Origin of the sequence: Amycolatopsis sp. cmx-4-83 (assembly GCF_046548815.1) — a bacterium.
GTDB classification, from domain to species: Bacteria; Actinomycetota; Actinomycetes; order Mycobacteriales; family Pseudonocardiaceae; genus Amycolatopsis; species Amycolatopsis pretoriensis_A.
In genome coordinates, this window is the sequence record NZ_JAEBEF010000003.1 from 429,720 (window position 1) to 447,168 (window position 17,449).

The following is a 17,449-nucleotide window of genomic DNA, read 5'->3' on the forward strand; positions in this document are numbered from 1 at the left end:
CATGAACCGCAGGACCACGTTCGTCGCGGCGCTGGCGGCCACCGGCCTGGCCACCGCGCTGTGCACCACGCCCGCTGCCCAAGCCAGTGAAGACGTCCTCTACGTCTGCCACGCCCAGGACACCTACGTCCGCGCGCAGCCGGTCGGGGAGATCGTCGGCACGATCTTCCACAGCCAGACCTTCCACCGGCTCGAGCCGACCACGCCCGGCGGCTGGATCAAGGGCTACGCCCCGGCGGTGCTCGACGGGCCGGCCGCGCAGCAGCACGGCCGCATCGACGGGTACGTCGACCACGACTACGTCTGCACGGGACCCCAGGACTGATGCGCGCGACCGCCCTCACCACCGCGCTCGCCGCCGCCCTGGCCGTCACGGCGTCGCCGGCGCAGGCCGCCGACGACACGCACTACACGACCTCGGCGACGTTGACCCAGGCGTCCTGCACCATTTACGAGAATTACCCGAAGGCCGGCGTGCCGGACCGCCACTGGGTCAAGGACCGCACCACCACCGACGGAACGCCGTACCACCTGGGAGTGCGCTACACCGTCAACGACTACGCGCTGGTGCTGGACTACGCCCGGTCCGACGCGGCCATCCACTGGGGGTTCACACCCGCGAGCTGCGTGGATCCGGGGTACGCGAAGGACACCCACGGCGCTCGCATCCCGGAGCTGCACGGCTTGGACAGCCACGACGCCGTCGTGGCCATCCCGTTCCAGCCCTCGCACGACGGTGACTCGGTGGCCACGATCCACGCCACCAGCGCGGGTTCGCTGCGCAGCGCCCCGCAGTCGTTCGTGATCGGCAACGTCCGCGACGGCGACGAGTTCCGCATCACGACGGCCCACTGCGGCTCGCACGCCCCGACGGCCTGGATCCTCGGCTACGCGCCGAGTTCCGGGCGGTGGGGTTACCTCGAGGCGATGCACTTGGCCGCCTGCACGTGACCCGTCCCGGGCCGGCCGGATCCGGCCGGCCCGGGTTCCGGCAGTGCGCGTGTGGTACCGGCGATTCCGCCGGAGACCTCGGAAATACGGCAGCGCGGTCGCCGTGAAACAGGCTTGACACCGTCGACGGTGAGTCGGAGTCGGCAGGGGGCGTCGGTGCGTCGAGCCCTGGGACCGATGCGTCCTGGCCCTGCGCGGTCGCTCTCATCGATTCGGCCACAGCCCGAGCCGGGTGAACTGGCCTCGGACGAACGTATGGCCGCCCTCCTGAGCGTGTACCTCGGCGTCAGCGCCAGCCTCACTGCGACGGGCCGGCGGCCATGCGGTGTGCGGTGAGCGAGAATTGGTTGCCGAACCAGCATCGGGCGCCTTCGCCGACGACGACCGCTGTCCACGGCCGCGACTCGGCCTTGAGCGTGTCCAAGAGGCGGCCGGCCGCCGAGCGGCTCCACGAACCGGCGCGCGTTCCGCACCTACCACCCGAGAGAGGCTGCGGGGTCCTGGTGATCTTCGGTCGAGCATCTGCCGTAGAAGGCGGACGACTGGACGTTCGGCTCGGGGGCCGAGGCGCTCACGGCCCCACATCCGAGTCGTGAGTAGCTCAGTGCGTAGCCAGCACGTCAAGCTCCTCGACGACGTAGCCCAATCGTCGGAAACCTGCACCGGGCCCGCCGGACGCGTCCGTCCACACTAGACGCTCGCGTCGCCGAACCAGCGCCGGGCGGCTCGCTCGAACGAGTCGCGATCGGGCCCGCGCTCGCCGGCCCAGGCGACGACCCCGTCGGGGCGGATCAGGACCGCGGCGAATCCGAGGTCGTTCTCGGCGGGACCCGCGGCGTACCGCAGGTCGCCTTCCCAGGCCGCCGCGGAAGCACGCAGGCCGGCGTCGGCGCTGAAGTCGAGGACGACGCCGCGGCCGTCCTGCATCAGGTCGGTGAGGCTCGTTCCGTCTTCCAGGCGGAAAGCCGGGGCCGTCCGGCCGACCAGTGGCCGGGTACTGCCGAGGTCGTAGCGGACCGAGGTGCCGGAAAGCTTTTCGAACACGTACGTCGTGCCCTCCCGGGTGCCGAGCAGGTCGCGCAGCACGCCCTGGACCGCCTGGGCGTGCGGATCCGGCCGCATCGACGCCACCTGGGCCCGCGTCCAGTCCAGCGCCCAGGCACCGACCGGGTGGCGCTCGCGCGAGTAGGTGTCGAGCAGCCCCTCCGGCGCTCGCCCGCGGATGGTCGCCGCGAGCTTCCAGCCCAGGTCGAGTGCGTCGCCGATGCCCGTGTTGAGCCCCTGCCCGCCGAGGGGCGACACGATGTGCGCGGCGTCGCCCGCGAGCAGGCCCCGGCCGCGCCGGTAGGTCGTCGCCTGCATCGCCCGGTCGGTGTAGCTGGAGGCGAGGTGGAGCTCCGTCAGCGTCACGTCGGTGCCGGACACGCGGCGCAGCACTTCCTGCAGGTGCTCGCGGGTGACCTCCTGCGAGCGGTCGAACGCGCCGCCGTCGAAGTCCATCACGCCGATGTGCCCGGCCGCGGGCATCCGGATGTACATGCCCTCCGGGGTCAGGGTGAACCCCGGGTTCAGCTTGTCGGCGTCGGGGATGGTGGCGAGCGCGACGTAGCCGGTGAACTGAGGTGCCGTGCCGGCGAACTCGAAGCCCGCGAGCCGGCGCACCGCGCTGCGCCCGCCGTCGCAGCCGACGGCCCAGCGCGCCGGGTACTCGTGCTCGCCGGCGTGCACGACCACCTGCTCGCCGTCCTGGGTGAGACCGTCCACCGCGACCCCGCGGCGGACCTCGACGCCGAGCTTGGCGGCCCGCTCCGCCAGGGCCGCTTCGACGGTGTCGAGACTCGTCATGAGGGCGTCCGGCACGGGGCTGGGCAGCCGGAACGGCAGGGCCGCGAGGTCGACGTCGGCCGCGTCGAGCACGATCCCGGCGAAGTGCCCCGCCAGGCGTGGCCGGCCCGGCTCGTCGGCGCCGGCGAACCGGGGGAGCCCGGCCGCTTCCGCGAGCAGCGGCTCCAGCAGCCCGCGGCGGTCGAACGCCGCGATGGACGTGGAGAACAGGCCGCGCCGGCCGAGCGGGGCCGTCCGCCAGGGGCTGCCCGGCTCCGGTTCCCGTTCCAGCACCAGGACCGAGCAGCCCGCGAGGCCCAGCTCGCAGGCCAGGAACAGACCGACCGGGCCGGCGCCCACGATCACTGCGTCATGCATGAGAAATCCCCTTCCGCAGCCGGTTCTCGGCGACCGGTCCAGGCTGCTGCGCGGCGCGCTCAGGGCGCGCACACGGCGCTGGTACGGGGGTGTCAGGCGCGCACAGCGGCGCACGCGGGGCCCGGTCAGTCGGGGGACGGTCAGTCGTCGGCGGGCAGGTCGATGGGTGCCTGCAGGTCGTCGGCGCGGAATAGGACCGCGTGCTCGACGCCCATGGCCTTCCCGTTCACCGCGGTGAACTCGGGGATGAAGTCGGCGGGGGCGGGGTGGTCCGGGAGCGCGGCCAGGTAGGCGGCGTGCGCCTCCAGCGAGGCGACGCCGCGGCGCAGCGGTTCGCCGGTGACGTCGACGCCGTGGGTGGCGCCGGCGCCGGCGAAAGCGGGAGTGATGAGCCAGCGCACGGAGTGCGGTTCGAGGTGTTCCTCGTCGATCTGGTCCGGGAAGACCCACCGGTTGCCGGCATCGCGCACCGCGTCGAGCGCCGCGAGCCCGGCCGCACGGTGGTCGGCCTGGTCGTAGCCGTAGGGCGTTTCGACGTCGTGGCCGGTGCGGTACACGACGTCGGGCTTGAACCGGCGGATTTCGCGGCAGATGTCGCGGCGCAGGTCGAGGCCGTAGACGAGGACGCCGTCGGGGTGCTCGAGAATGGTCAGGTGTTCGACGCCGACGACGTCGCAGGCGGCTCGCTGTTCGGCGGCGCGCAGGCGGGCGGTCTCCTCGGGCGGGTTCGGCATGCCGGCTTCACCGCGGGTGAGCAGGAGGTAGCCGACCTCGATGCCGCGCGCGGTCCAGCGGGCCACCGCCGCGGACGTGCCGTATTCCATGTCGTCGGGGTGCGCGACAACGCAGAGCACACGCCGGAAGGTCTCTTCGGGAAGGGCAGGCAGTGTCATGGGGACAGCTTGCCGCTTCCGGGCCGAACACCGGCCGGCCGGCGCGTCACGCCCGGGCGGCCGGCCCCGTGTACCGCGCGTTGCCGAAGCCGAGTACCAGGTAACCGATGATGGAGAACACGAACAGCCCGAAGAACCCGAAGGCCCCGCTCTTGCCGAACGCTTTCGCGACGTCGATCGAGACGACGATCGCGACGACCAGGTTGACCAGCGGGATCAGCAGCAGGAGCAGCCACCACCCGGAGCGCCCGGCGACCTTCAGCAGGGTGTAGGCGTTGTAGATCGGGATGATCGCCGCCCAGCCGGGCCGCCCGGCCTTGGTGAACACCTTCCACAGCGCGATGACGGTGAGCACCGCGAACAGCAGACCGGAACCGAATCCGAGGCCGAGGCCGAAGACGGACGTCGAATCGTGGTTGTTCATCGAACAGGAGTGTCCTTTCCGGACTGATGGTGGTGACGGACGACTGTAGCGCCGTCCGGTTGCCTCGGTGATCGGCGTTGACAACGACGCGATCGCGGAGCACCATAACGCCACTTGATGCTCGAAGCTGGTCGAAAGTGCACTGAAAGGTGCAAGTTCGTACAGTAACCGTCGAGTCCTGGGAGAGGTGGAGTACGACATGACGTGGTTCCAACGCGCCGGTAAGGCCGGCGTCGCCGCGGTGCTGCTCGTCGCCGGCTCGGTCTCCTGGGGCGCGCCGGCCGCGGGCGCGGATCCGATCGCGGCGAACACCGACACCGCGACCGGCGTGCGGCCGATGATGGGCTTCAACAACTGGGCGAGGTTCACCTGCGCCGCGCAGGCCCGGCTCGACGGCACCCGCGACGGCTATTCGTTCCAGCGGTTCATGCAGGACCAGGCGAAGGCGATGAAGGACACCGGCCTCGTCGCCGCCGGGTACACCAACCTCACCGTCGACGACTGCTGGATGCAGCGCACCGGCGCCGGCTACCTGCACGGAGCGGCCACCTGGGGCGGCAGCTCCCAGCCCGGATTCGACTTCGAGCTGACGGACTACGCGAACTACGTGCACACACAAGGCATGGAGGCCGGCCTGTACAGCACATCGGGGGTCGACACCTGCCAGGGAGTCCCCGGCGGCGTCCAGGGCCACGAACAGGCCGACGCGACCTCGCTGGCGTACTGGGGCATCGACTCCCTCAAGCTCGACAACTGCGGCACCACCTGGAGCACCCGGCGCCAGGAGTTCACCACCACGGCCAACGCGCTGCGTTCGGCGACGACGGGCAACCCGCGGAAGATCTTGTTCAACGAATCGGCGCCCGCCGGGGCCGGACCGGACTCCGCGACCAAGTACGACGCCATGGAGTGGGTTCGCGGCCTGGGCCAGATGTGGCGGGTCAGCCCGGACATCGCCGTCTGGCACAACCCGGGCGCCTCCGCCTGGGACTGGGCGCACGGCGCCGACTACTACGAAGGCGGGGTGCTGCAGAACTTCACCGACACCGTCGCCCTCGCCCGCTACAACGGCCCCGGCAACCACAACGACGCCGACATGCTCCTGATCGGCGACAACAACCAGCTCACCGTGGCCGAACAGCGCAGCCAGTTCGCGCTCTGGTCGGCCATGGGCTCCCCGTTGATGATCAGCACCGACGTTCGCCGGATGGCGGCCGACCCCGTGACCTACGCCCCGCAGCTGGGGATCCTGAAGAACGCCGACATCATCGCCGTGGACCAGGACACCACCGCCGGCGGCTACCTGGCGTCCCGCCAGGGCAGCTCGAACACCGCGGGCGTCGACGTGGTGGTCAAGCCGCTGGCGGGCGGCGCCCGCGCCGTCGTCGTGCTGAACAAGAACGCCACCGCGACCTCCTACGCCCTCGACCTCGGCCGCGTCGGCTTCGGCAACCTCACCTGCTCCCGCACGGCGAAGAACCTGTGGACGCACGCGAGCAGCCAGGTCGGGGCCACCGTCACCACCACCATCGCGGCCCACGACAACGCGATGTACGTCATCGCGCCCGGCAGTTGCGGCCCGGCCCTGCCCACCGGCCAGATCCAGGCCGCGCAACCGGGGTTCCAGCGGAACGCGTTCTGCTTGGACGCCTTGGGTGGCGCGACCGCGGGCGCGAAGGTCGGTCTGTACCCCTGCACGGGCAACGGAAACCAGCAGTGGCAGCGCACGGCCACCGGCCGGATCGTGTCCCTGGCCGACACCGCGTTGTGCCTGTCCGGCGGCGCGGCAGGGCTGAACTTGGCTCGCTGCAGCGCTTCCGCCCCGCAGCAGACCTGGACGTACAACCGGGCCGGGCAACTCAAGGCTGACGGGTACTGCGCCGACATCAGCGGTGGCGCACTGGACGATGCCAACGCCGCGGTCACGACGTACACCTGCGGCGTCCACCAGCCCAACCAGACCTGGAGCGTCCCCTTCGCGACGCCCCCCGGCGGTTGACTGAGAGTTGTCCCGCAATTGCATGCGCCGACCACGACGACAGCGGTCAGGAAGTTCCCCGGGGACGGCAGGACACGGCGGCACTCTGACGGCCAGAAGTACGGTCGGTGACGGGCGAACCGACGCGGTCACCCAGGGTACGACGCCACGCACGACTCGCGTCGCGTGGCTGGACCGGTTGTGGGTGACGCCGACGGCGAGGAACCAAGGCGAGCGTGCCGGATCGCCCCGACGGCGGCCCGGCACGCTGCGCCGGTCAGTTGGCGGCGCTGGTGTTCACGTCGCCGTTGACGCCCTGGGGGAAGAACCCGCCGGAGGTCACGGCCTTGTTGGTCAGGTACACGATGTTGAGAACCTGTCCCGGCGAGCGGCTGTAGGCGATGCCGTTCGCGTCGGTGGGGACGATGTTGGCGTTGCCGCGGCTGTCGATGACGCCCTGGTCGTCGTCGGTGGGGCCGTCGAGGCTGTCGCGGGCGTTGGACAGCTTGACGCTCGCTTCGCGCAGGTCACGGCCGAGCAGGCCGAGCCCGAGGATGCCGTCGGTGTGCTGGTAGAGCGCGCTGCGGATGGTCCCGGCGTGGTAGGCCTCGACGGCGAGGATGCCGGCGGCCGCCTCCAGGTACGTCTTGTTGGTGATCAGCGGGGCCGCGCCCTTGTAAGCGGTGACGCCGACGTCTTCGAACAGGAACGCCGCGAGCAGGAAGTTCTCTTCGCAGGCGAAGGCGTCGAAGCTGTGGCCCGGCTTGACGAGTCCGGCGGCCTGGGCGGCGGCGGTGAAACTGGACCGCAGGTCGATCGCCGGCCGGCTGACCGCGGCGGAGCCGAGCGCCGAGCGCAGGAACTGGACGTGTGCCTTCTCGTCGCCGGCGATCTCCTGGGCGCACTGGCGGGCGGCCTTGGTCTTGAACTTCACCGCGCGGCCGCCCGTGACCCCGCCCCGGGTGCCCGTGCCGGTGGTCATCGAGTCGGCGAGCCCCTTGCCGGTGACGGCGTGGAGGTAGAACTCGGCTTCGAGGTATTCCAGGTTGAGGGCGAAGTTGAGGACCGCGCCGTCGCTGACTCCGGCCGACGCGGCGGCGGCCGTCGCGGCGGCGGCCGTCGCGGAGGGCCGGGCGGGTGCGGCGGACGCGGTCCCGGTGGCGAGGCCGCCCAGGGCACCGGCGCCGACGACGCCGAGCCCGGTCATGCCGGCGGCTTTAAGGAAGCGGCGGCGGTCCTGGTCGTTCTCCGCACTCCGGTTGATCATCGAAGCGGCATAGCGCTTGCCGAACACGAGCGTTCTCCTTCCCGCCCGCGCGCGGCTGAGCGCGACGTCGGGCGTGTCCCGCGCTCGGCAAGGTCTCCCGGGCAGGCGGGATGGATCATTCTCTGACGTGCCTGCTTTCGGAGCTGCGCGGCGAACGGATGGGCCGCAGTCCGGATCGAGTGAAAATAACCCGGACGCTCCAGAAAGCGCCGAAGCACACTCATGACCGATCAGTGCAAAGCCGATGCCGCAAGTCGGCGAGGGGATCATCATCGCGGCGGGACGGCACCGGCGGAGAGGTCGCCGGCACGGGAGCACACCTGTCGGTGACCGGGCCTTCCGCCCTTGTTCAGCTGACCGCAGGCGTCGCGACCCACGGCGTGGTCTGCTGCAGGGATTCGGTGGCCACCTCGGAACCAGGTCGAGGACATGCCCACGTGAGGCGGCACCCGGGACGCGGCGCACGCGTTCGTCCGTGGATGCACGGAGGCGGCGCGGCCCCGCGACCCTCAGGACGGCCGGGTGTGTCTGCGCGAGGACGGTGGCGGCCGGTGTCTGACCTTGCTCGGTGAGCCCGCACGGTGGAGGGGTGTGCGCCGGAGAGAACCCGGCAGCGGTGATCCTCGCGCGCCACAACGACAAATAAGCGAGAAACCGCAGCTCAGGGCGCAAGGCATGAGCTTGTACCCGTCCCCATGTCACCGCTACGTCGACTGTCGGTGACACCGCGCTCGAACGTGCGCGGCATGGGCATCTCCGGCGGTATTGTCACCGTATGGCGCTGGGATCTCACCGGCTGTGCTGGCATCGTAGAGGTCATGGACGCTGTCCCGGAGCCGAGTTTGTTCCCGGAACTGTCCCCGGTCGCGCGGGCCGAGGGTGGGCTGGGTGTGTTCCGGCGCCGCACTCGCCACGCCCGCTCCGCCGGCGGCGTGCCGGAGCCGGCGGTCTGGGCGGCGACCCATCCGGACGCTCGCGGCCGCGCCCCCTCGGGCACTGTCCACGAGGTCAGCGACCAGTGGCTGCCCGCCTGCGGAGCCGCGATCGGCGGCTGGGACTTCCGGGACCGGCTGCAGGCCACCGACGAGGAGATCACCTGCGGCCGCTGCCTTGAGGGCGCGGCTCGTCGCAAGCCGTCGCCCGGTCAGCTGGAGCTGATCGCACTGCCCGACCTTGCCCGGCTCCGTAGCGGAACTCGCTCACAGCGCTGACCGCGCAGAGGATGGCCCGTCCACCGGAGCCTGGTGGACGGGCCATCGTGTTTCACGCAAGTCGACACGTCCGGTTCGCCTCTCGGCAAGCGGCGCGACGCGGCTCCAGCCGAACGGAATTCCGCGAGGGCAAATGGTTGAGCCCGGGGGACACGCGACGCATCGACCAACAGGGTGAACCAGCAAGGATCAGCAGGTATTCCTGACCATCTTCGGCCCTATCGCGGCCGCCGGGCTGGTCGGCAGGCGCTTCATGGCCGGGCGCCGTGTCGCGGAAGGTGATTAGGGCCCGGACCGACGTCAATGCGGGCGATCCCGGCTAGGAGGATCGTGCTGGTGGCGGTGTTTCGAGCGCGCCGGCGATGACCACGACGTGCGGCCAGGCCATGCCGCTGGTCAAAATCTGACTAGCGAGGCCGAGCAGCCCGCGCCGCTCGTCCAGCCGATCCGGCAGGTGATCAGCGGAGTCGTTTCGAGCACGGTACTCGATGTTGTCACCTTCCGTCTGCACGAGTGGTTGCTGTCCGATGTGTCTGGCGACGGTGCGAGCCTGGCTGGTCTTGAGCCGGTCATCGCGAGCCACGGCCGAGCTTGGTGGTTCGCGGCGTTCGAGCAGCAAGCTGACTTGTCCAACGGGCCACGTTCGAAGGTATTGCGAACTGCGGTGGAGTTGACCAGGTTGTTCGCTTTGATTGTCCCGGCTCCATCGGCCTATCGGGACAACGCCGAGGGCGCAGATCCTCGATTCGCGTCCCGCTCCGGTGACGCGATCGGCAGGCACAACTCGCCGGTCCTTTGCCCACACCAGGAGGAAGATCATGATGTTCACGCGTGCAGCGTCGCCCGGTTCCACCACAAGGCTGGCCTGGCGAAGCAGGAAGGCTGCGACCGTCGCCGTGACGACGCTCGCGTTGTCGGCAGGTGCCGTGCTCAGCGCGGTGCCGGCCAGCGCGTCGGTCGGCGACCCGATCCAGACCGGCTGCGCGTCGGATGCGTACACCGTCAGCACGCAGCCGATCAAGAACAGCGGCGGCGGGACGGTGGGGCAGGTGCAGCTGCGGTACTCGCCGCGGTGCGGCACCAACTGGGCCAAGGCGGTCAGCAGCATCGGCACCGCCTACGTCCAGGCGATCGTCGCCTCACCGTCGGACTCGGCGTCCTACTCGGCGACCTCGACGTCGGTGTACACCGACATGGTGTACGCGCCGAACGGGGTCTGCGCCGTGGCCACCGGTTCGATCAACAACGGGCCGTGGAGCACCTACGCCGTCGGCTGCTGATTCGAGGCCGCCGGGGCTGCCGGCAAAGTCGGCGGCACCGGCGGTGCTCAGCGCCCGACAGCGAAGCCTCCCTTGTAGCAGGCCGTCTTGCCTGTCGTCGATTGCCACGACGGGCCGGTGAAATAGGCCTCAGCTCGCACGCAGGTGGCAAGGCTGTTGATGACGTTGCCAAACACCGGAAGACCCGCGTACTTCATGGAAAAAGTAACGGCTCCGGCCTGATTGTCACCAGGAACGACGGACACGTGTGCTTCGATCGGACCCGGACGGTTGATGCTGCTGTACCTGGGATCCGCGGGCGTGAACCGCGGCCAGCTGACGCCGCATCGTGGTGAGAAGCGCAACTCGATGACGCCCGCCGGCGCCCGGTCGACATCCACTTCCTTGGCATCGACGGTGGTGGCGGCAGGGTCGTTCGCACAACCTGACTCTTCGGGATCTGCGCCATCGGCAACTCCGGTGACCGGATGCACCTCGGGTGCGTCGGTGGATTGCGCCGGCAGCAGGAGTACGGCCAGGGTTGGCCCTGCCGCCAGAGCTACGGCGGCGATGAGGGCGGCGACGAGCCACTTGCGCCGGTGGTTGGGGCCGGGCTCCGCGGTAGCAGCTACCGCCGAGTCCGCAGGCGAGGAAGGCGTATCAGCGATGCTGCTCCAACGTTCGCGCCAATCGCTGAACTCTGTGATGCCACACGCCTGCAAGAAGGCCTGGACTGTCTCTCAAGTTGGGATCGCGCGCCCGCCTGCGGCCTCCGACAGTGTGGTTTGAGAGCGGTGGGCTGTCCGTGACATTGCGCGGTAGGTCGGTTTGCCAGCTTGCTCCCGCACGCGCCTCAGGTCGGCTGCGAACTTGGCCAGAGGGCTGTCTGCGCGGTCGAGAGCGCGCTCCGGTCTGCCCATGACTCTGCTCCTCCCAGCAGCGCGAGCATTGAATTGTCATCTCGGCCGCTATTGGTGGCCAGTCCTTGTTTGAGAGTGCACCCACCTGGAGTAGCGGCGTCGCGACGTCTGATAATTTGTGATCAAATAACGAGGTGGTCGACGTCGAGGAACGGTGCTTGTGTGAGGAAGAGGGCTTTTCTGCGATTTTTCTACGACTTCGATTGCTGTCTGGGTCAATCGTCAGGAGGGTGGAGATTGTGATCTGCTCGATTATGCAGAGATTGGTTGTAACGACCAGGCCGGGTGGTATCTGTCGTTGCGACAGCGCGGTGCCCGGCACTGGTGGCGGTCTCAGGCACCGTCGGACTGCGGAGAAGGGGATCAGGCGACCTGCACCCACCCGGGGAAGGGGTAGCCGGACCGCTCGCAGGACGAGTTCACTGCGCCATCGCCCAGGCTGATGCGACGTGACCGTAAAGATTGGCCGAGGTGGCGCCCCAGAAGACGAGGGCGCCGTAGGGCGCGCTGGTGCCACCGGGTCCGCAGGTAGCCGAGAGCGTCGGCTCTACGCGTCAGGCCGCCGGTGCAGCCGAAGGCCGCCGTAGAGAGCCGCCGCCGAGCACACTCCCGGCCACGACGCCATTGCCGATCGCGTCCGAATCAGCGGGCCGAACGTGCCGGTGAGCGCGAAGACGATGGCGACCAGCACATCCCCAGCGCGATCACCGCGTCCCGGCGGATCTTGTCATCGTGGGCGCAGCGGCCGACGACGTTGCTCCACGGCATCGCCGCGCTCGTGCACGCTCGGGCTCGCTGCCGGCCAGCGCCTTCGCCATGCTCTCTATCGCCGCGCGCACCCAGGAGCGCGGCGGACGGACTTGGGCGAATGCGGTCGAGCTTTCTCTTGTTGCTGGTGATGGCAGACCCAGTCCGGGTGCGGCGGCTGACGATCATGAAGGTCAGCGGCTGCAGCAGATGGTGCGAAGAGGAACCGGCTCCGCGGTGCGGCCGCGCCGGGCGATGGTGGCACTCGCGTCGGCCGGCGGGAACACCGTCCCGGCGATCGCGCGGCTGCCCGTCTGGCCGGTAGGCCCTTCTTGGACCGGCAGCCGTCGGAGCTGGTCCCGGCGTGGTTCGCGGTGCCGAACAGCCGCCGGTGGCAGTGCGCGCAGGACGTGTGGCTGCGCTGGCCGTGGCCCGTCGGATCGCGTCCGGCGGGGAAGTCTCGCCGGCCCCGTTGCTCTGGAACTGGCAGGATGTGGTGCAAGGGAGTCGTGCTCGGCGGACGCGCGTTCCCTTCCCGGCTCGAGGATTGGACGCAATGGGACGCTCGTCGGTGTTCACCTTCCAGTACATCGCCATCGACACCGAGGCTGGTGTCACGCGGGAGGAGTTCGAGACCTTCGTGCGTGGTGAAGGCGTTCACCTCCCGTTGTACCCGGGGTGGCGGTGGACTCTGCTGCGCGGGTTGCGCGGAGAGCGGACCGGGCAGTACCTGATGTTGTACGAGATCGAGAGCGCCGAGCAACGTGACCGCTACGTCACAGCCCGGGGTGAGCAGACCGAGCTGGCCCGGCTGTTCTGGGCGCGGCACCCCGAGGCGGAGGCTGTGCTGGCACGCTGGCGGCGGCTGGGCACGTTCGGTGAGCTGCCGACGTTGTTCACCGACTACCGGCTGCTGGCCGACAATCCGCGCAGCACGGTCACGCCCGGCCCCCGCTACCGCGACCGCCCGGGGGAGGAGCCCGTCGCCCGGGTCGTCGGGATCCACAACCTGGCGTTGCGCGCCGGGGTGACCGAGGAGGTGTTCGACCGCTTCATCGCCGAGAACCACCACCGGATCGACGACTACCCGGACTGGCGGTTCCACGTGCTCAAGGGTGAGCGGGGCAACCGGCTCGACCAGTACGTGATGATGATGGAGATCGCGAGCCTGGACGCGCTGGACGTCTTCTACCCCGAGCCCGACATCGCCACCGGCGTGGCTGCGGAGTTCGCGGCTGCCCACCGTGACACCAAGCAGATGTACGAGGAGTGGAAGCAACTGGCCTCGTTCTCCGGCTCACCGCAGATCTACACGGACTACCTCGCCGTCGCGGAGAACCCGGCGTAGCCCGCACGGCCGGCGGGCGGGGGATCAGGTGGTGGTGCGGAGTCAGTCGCGCATGGCGGTGGTGATTCCGGCGCGGGGGTTTCGTCGAGGGACTCGCGGCGGGCGTTCCCGCAAGTGACGACGATGGGGCCGGTCAGTCCGGCGGCGCACCCCGGGCCGCCTGCGCACTGCCTCGCCGTTCACCTTGCGTCAGACCAGCCAGGCGGGCGACGCCCACGGCCAGGTCCGGGGCTCGGGGGTGATCGCCGGCTCGGCGGCCGGTGTCGAGGGCTGCAGGTGGGCGGCGTGCTCCTCGACGTCGTAGGGCATCCACCAGCCTGTGCCGGCCAGCTCGGGGACCGCGACCAGCCGCCGGGTCCGGACCGACGGCGTCAGGCGGCGTCCTCGAGCCGGCGCGCCTGGTGCAGCTGCGCGACCGCGGCGGCGCAGCGCAGCCGCGATGACCTTCGACGACAAGCGGGCACACCTTCGTGGCGGCGCGGTCGTGGTCAAGACCGAGCCGGTGGAGGTGCAGCCGATCGCCCACGACCGCTCGGAGGTGCGGCGACCTGTGCGAGCACGTAGCGGTTGGCCACGGGGTGGTCGACCGAATCGAGCGACGAGATCGGTTCGATGACCACCGGAGAGCGCCGGTCCTCGGCCAGACCGATGCACGGCCCCCACCGCGTGGTCGCGGCCGACCGGGTGCGGCGTCAGCCTGCTCACCGCCTCCTGCCGAGCGAACCACGCCTCATGCTCGGCCACGACGAGCTCGTTCAGCAGGGTCGCCGCCACCTCGCGCCACAGCTCCGGCGGAAACGGGCTCACCCGAGAACCTGACCGCGGCCTCCCGCGCGAACGCGAGGGTGTTCGCGGCAGTCCCCGGAAGACATCTCCTCAGGCCGTCCGTTGCCTCCCCTTGATCCCCGACACAAAATTGGTTTTCCTCACCTCGAGGCAGAATCGTCAGCACCCCACTCTGAGCGAAGGACTGCAGAACGTGACTCGAGATGGTGGAATCACCTGCTTCTCCGCCACCCGTGGCCGAGTGCGATGAACCGTGCGCTGCTTGCCGGCAGGTCGACGCGACTTCGGAGTCAGCGAACGGCGCCGACCCTCGCGTCCTCGGACCGAGGGCCGCCGCGCAGAGGAACCCTGCTGCCCCAACACAGTGCTGTTCGGCGGTGTCCGCACGGACCGCCGGGCGCTCAGCCGCGGTCAGGAGCCGTCCTACCTACCCGAGTCATTCCCTGGCGGGACGGCAAAAATGCGGGACCCCTCTCCACGGCCCCGTGTGACCATGGGTCATGACCCAGACCACTTCCGCCACCCAAGAGCACCAGCGGGATCCGCTCGCCTTCCCGGGGAGCGAGAAGCTGGTGAAGCTCATCGGCGCGCTCTACCAGCGGCCGCGGGTAGGGGATCTGCCTCGGTCGCTGCACCAGGCGAACGTCGAGTGGGAGCTCGGGTACCAGGATCGGCAGGAACGCGCCGGGCGTCGTGGGCTGCCGATGGTCTGCCTCGTCCGGTCGGACTACTGCGAGGGCGTCCTCGAGGAATTCAGCTCACGGCTTCGCGGCGCCCGGCCCAGTGGCAGTGTGCGTTACGCCTACCTCCCGCTCGGCGAGCGGGAAGCGACCGACACCGAGGGGGCCGCGACCGTCGCCAGCGTCAAGGCCGTCCGGGACGTCCTCTGGAAGGCGCGCACCGAACTGCTCCGCAGCCCGCGCTCGCGCGGTACCGGCCTGCGCTTCGGGCTGTTCACCCTTGCCGTCCAGCTGATGGGGGAGCAGTTGTCCGGGCAGGACTCCGCGCCCGAGCGGACGTTGCTGCGGCGGTTGCAGGAGAACGGCCTGATGGTGCGGTTCCGCTCGGCGATCGAGAACGTCGGGCAGGAGCTGGTGCCGCAGAACGTCGCGTGGCGGATCCCGTTGCTGCTGCTGCGGCTGCTGACCATGGCCACGTTCCGGGTCGCCGTCACGGGGCGCGTGCCGGGGCTGTCCGGCCGGTACCGCTGGTTTCTGCGCCAGCCGCACCTCGCGCCGGAGATGTCGGGTAGCTTCGTGCGGTTCGCGCTGCGCCTGACCGACGGTGAGTGGCAGCGGGAGTCGCCGGAGTTCGTCGGGCGGTTGCTGGTGAACGCGTTCCTCGAAGACCTCCGCCGCGGGTACCGGTTGCGCCCGGCCGGGTTCTGGCGCCGCCGGCGGATGACCTACCCCGTGCTCCTGCTGGACCACGTGAGCACCGTCAACGGCGGTTACCGGCTGCTGAAGCTGATCAACGACGTGCGGAACCAGACCGGCCTGTTCGACCCGTTGCTCGTGGTCAGCACGAGCAACGCGCCGCCGCCGGACGCGACGGTGAGTGAGGAGCGGCCCAATCACACCGCGACCGAAGCCGGTGGCGCCTACCGCGCCTGGCAGCACGAACTGCTCAAGGACCGCCGCGCCCGCGACGCCGCCGCGTGGTACCTGCCGATCCGGCTGTCCCCCGCCGGTTCCCCCGACCAGCGGAGCGGGACGCGCAAGGAGCTGCGCTCCCTCGGCGATACCTACGTGTTGCGCCGCCGCCAGTCCAGCCCGCCGTGGTGGGCCACGCGATGGATGCGGATGGGTGTTCCCCTGGTGGTCCTCGGCCTCGTCGCGACGGTCGGCCTCCTGCGGTACGAGGACTTCCGTGCGAGCCACTGCGGCACCTCCAGCGAGATGCTCACCTGGACCGGCAGCGAGTGCGTCGGGATCTCCGACGGCTCGGTCACGCTGTTCGACCCGGCCGACGGCACCATCCGCCAGGTGGAACAGGTGGTCGCCGACCAGAACCGGCGCGCCGAAAAGCTGCACGAAGAGCACGGCGAACGGCCCTACATCACGCTGGTCGACTTCGAGGCGCTGACCTCGTCCAACGACACCGCCGAGGGGCTGACCGCCGAGCGGGAGTCGCTGGAAGGGTTCGCCGTCGCGCAGCTGCGGCAGCTCAACGCGACCGCGACGTCCGAGCCGATCGTGCGGATGCTGATCGCGAACGGCGGCCGCGGGATGCGCGAGGGCGTGCGCGTCGCCGGACAGCTGAAGCAGCTGGCGGGGCAGGACAAGAGCGTCGTCGGGGTGGTCGGGCTGGACATGAGCAGCGAGCCGACGCGGGAGACCATCCGCGCGCTGGGCAACGCCGGCATCCCGGTGGTCGCCTCTACGCTGTCCGCCGACGACCTCGCCGACCAGAACCCCATCTACTTCCAGGTGGCGCCGCAGAACCGGCGCGAGGCTGCCGTCGCCGCGGCGTTCGCGCGCCAGCAGCCGGGCCCGCGCACGTTGCGCGTCTACTACTCCGACGACGACGCCGACAGCTACAGCACCAACCTGCGCGATGACGTGGTGAAGTCGTTCAAGGACCAGGGTTTCTCGGTCGAGGCCCGCGCGTTCGCGCCGGACGGTGGGCAGGTCGCGCCGCAGTCGCACGCGCGCTACGGCGACCGGCTGGTGGGCAACGCCGCGTCGGCGGGCCGGGACACCTGCTCGTACGACGGCTTCGTCTTCTTCGCCGGCCGCGGGGTCCCGGACTTCGGTGACTTCGCCGGCGGCGCCGCGCAGTGCGGCAGCAGGGCGACGGTGATGGGCGACGACGACGTCAGCCGCTACGTCGCCGACCAGGTCGCACGCGAGCAGAACCGGGCGCTGCCGTACTACTACCTGTCGTTCGCGAACGAGCCGGCGACCGACCCGCAGGGCTTGGCGCGGGACTTCTACACCACGCTGAACAAGACGTTGTTCCCGTTCGAGCAGACCGAGCGCGGCCGTTCCTTCGACGGCCACGCCGGGCTGTCCTACGACGCCGCGCTGGTGATGATCACCGCCACCGCGTACCTGCGCGAGACGTCGGCGAACATCCCCGTGACGCCGGGTGCGGTCTGGCGCGAGATCACCGCCATCCACACGTCGCGCCCGGACGCGCAACAGACGAACAAATACATCGAGGGCGTCACCGGGACCATCGACTACGGCGGGGACATCGGCCGGAACGTGCCGGAGGACAAGCCGGTCGCGGTCCTGCGCGTCGAGGGTGGCGAGGTGAGCCGGACGCCGAAGGCCTTCTGCGGGCTCGCCGTCGGCCGCAGCTCGGACCCGTGGTGCCCCACGGATCGCTGAGCCCCGGTCGCATCCGCCGATCGAGCCGCGGGTGCGGGTCACTCCACCCGGGCCACGCGATGGTGCCGGTCCTGCGGAATCGTCGTGACAACGCCACGCACGGCGCGTGACCTGTACTGCTCGGGGCC

General features: G+C 70.2%; 14 protein-coding genes. 7 read left to right on the forward strand and 7 right to left on the reverse strand.

Going from position 1 to position 17,449, the window contains the following annotated elements; genetic code table 11:
- Position 1: 1 nt before the first annotated feature.
- Both ACLJQM_RS11500 and ACLJQM_RS11505 read left to right on the forward strand, forming a co-directional pair.
- Positions 2-325, forward strand: a complete 324-nt coding sequence (locus ACLJQM_RS11500; RefSeq protein ID WP_247022116.1) for a hypothetical protein — start codon at positions 2-4, stop codon at positions 323-325.
- Complete coding sequence (locus ACLJQM_RS11505) at positions 325-951, forward strand: hypothetical protein (RefSeq protein ID WP_410631154.1); 627 nt, start codon at positions 325-327, stop codon at positions 949-951. Before ACLJQM_RS11500 ends, ACLJQM_RS11505 begins: the two co-directional genes overlap by 1 nt.
- 690 nt (positions 952-1,641) lie before the next feature.
- On the opposite strand, the gene ACLJQM_RS11510 is transcribed toward ACLJQM_RS11505, so the two are convergent.
- The 3 genes from ACLJQM_RS11510 to ACLJQM_RS11520 form a co-directional block, all read right to left on the reverse strand.
- Positions 1,642-3,153: an FAD-dependent oxidoreductase gene (locus ACLJQM_RS11510; protein ID WP_410631155.1), complete on the reverse strand. Its 1,512-nt coding sequence runs from the start codon at positions 3,151-3,153 to the stop codon at positions 1,642-1,644.
- A gap of 140 nt (positions 3,154-3,293) precedes the next feature.
- A complete protein-coding gene (locus ACLJQM_RS11515) occupies positions 3,294-4,046 on the reverse strand; it encodes a PIG-L deacetylase family protein (protein WP_410631156.1) in 753 nt (250 codons plus the stop codon).
- A gap of 46 nt (positions 4,047-4,092) precedes the next feature.
- Entirely contained in the window at positions 4,093-4,470 is a 378-nt protein-coding gene (locus tag ACLJQM_RS11520; RefSeq protein WP_247022137.1) for a DUF5684 domain-containing protein, read from the reverse strand.
- A 199-nt stretch (positions 4,471-4,669) separates the two neighbouring features.
- Between ACLJQM_RS11520 and ACLJQM_RS11525 the strand changes: the two genes are divergently transcribed.
- Positions 4,670-6,469 (forward strand): ricin-type beta-trefoil lectin domain protein, encoded by a 1,800-nt coding sequence (locus tag ACLJQM_RS11525; protein ID WP_410631157.1) that lies wholly within the window; start codon positions 4,670-4,672, stop codon positions 6,467-6,469.
- A 256-nt stretch (positions 6,470-6,725) separates the two neighbouring features.
- On the opposite strand, the gene ACLJQM_RS11530 is transcribed toward ACLJQM_RS11525, so the two are convergent.
- Positions 6,726-7,742: a ferritin-like domain-containing protein gene (locus tag ACLJQM_RS11530; protein ID WP_410631158.1), complete on the reverse strand. Its 1,017-nt coding sequence runs from the start codon at positions 7,740-7,742 to the stop codon at positions 6,726-6,728.
- A 719-nt stretch (positions 7,743-8,461) separates the two neighbouring features.
- Here ACLJQM_RS11530 and ACLJQM_RS11535 point away from each other — a divergent pair.
- Positions 8,462-8,926 (forward strand): hypothetical protein, encoded by a 465-nt coding sequence (locus tag ACLJQM_RS11535; protein ID WP_410631159.1) that lies wholly within the window; start codon positions 8,462-8,464, stop codon positions 8,924-8,926.
- Between the two features lie 319 nt (positions 8,927-9,245).
- Here the strand turns inward: ACLJQM_RS11535 and ACLJQM_RS11540 are convergent, their stop codons facing one another.
- Positions 9,246-9,755: a hypothetical protein gene (locus tag ACLJQM_RS11540; protein WP_410631160.1), complete on the reverse strand. Its 510-nt coding sequence runs from the start codon at positions 9,753-9,755 to the stop codon at positions 9,246-9,248.
- 67 nt (positions 9,756-9,822) lie between these two features.
- Here ACLJQM_RS11540 and ACLJQM_RS11545 point away from each other — a divergent pair, with 67 nt between their 5' ends.
- Entirely contained in the window at positions 9,823-10,206 is a 384-nt protein-coding gene (locus ACLJQM_RS11545) for a DUF2690 domain-containing protein (RefSeq protein ID WP_410631161.1), read from the forward strand.
- A gap of 47 nt (positions 10,207-10,253) precedes the next feature.
- Here the strand turns inward: ACLJQM_RS11545 and ACLJQM_RS11550 are convergent, their stop codons facing one another.
- Complete coding sequence (locus tag ACLJQM_RS11550) at positions 10,254-10,907, reverse strand: DUF2690 domain-containing protein (RefSeq protein WP_410631162.1); 654 nt, start codon at positions 10,905-10,907, stop codon at positions 10,254-10,256.
- 1,501 nt (positions 10,908-12,408) lie between these two features.
- On the opposite strand from ACLJQM_RS11550, the gene ACLJQM_RS11555 reads away from it, so the two are divergent.
- The gene (locus ACLJQM_RS11555) at positions 12,409-13,200 is read left to right on the forward strand and encodes a hypothetical protein (RefSeq protein ID WP_410631163.1); all 792 of its coding nucleotides are present in this window, start codon (positions 12,409-12,411) and stop codon (positions 13,198-13,200) included.
- A 189-nt stretch (positions 13,201-13,389) separates the two neighbouring features.
- Here ACLJQM_RS11555 and ACLJQM_RS11560 read toward each other — a convergent pair whose 3' ends face one another.
- Positions 13,390-13,656, reverse strand: coding sequence for a hypothetical protein (locus ACLJQM_RS11560; RefSeq protein ID WP_410631164.1), 267 nt, complete (start codon positions 13,654-13,656; stop codon positions 13,390-13,392).
- 830 nt (positions 13,657-14,486) lie between these two features.
- On the opposite strand from ACLJQM_RS11560, the gene ACLJQM_RS11565 reads away from it, so the two are divergent.
- Positions 14,487-17,321: a hypothetical protein gene (locus ACLJQM_RS11565; RefSeq protein WP_410631166.1), complete on the forward strand. Its 2,835-nt coding sequence runs from the start codon at positions 14,487-14,489 to the stop codon at positions 17,319-17,321.
- Positions 17,322-17,449 lie beyond the last annotated feature (128 nt).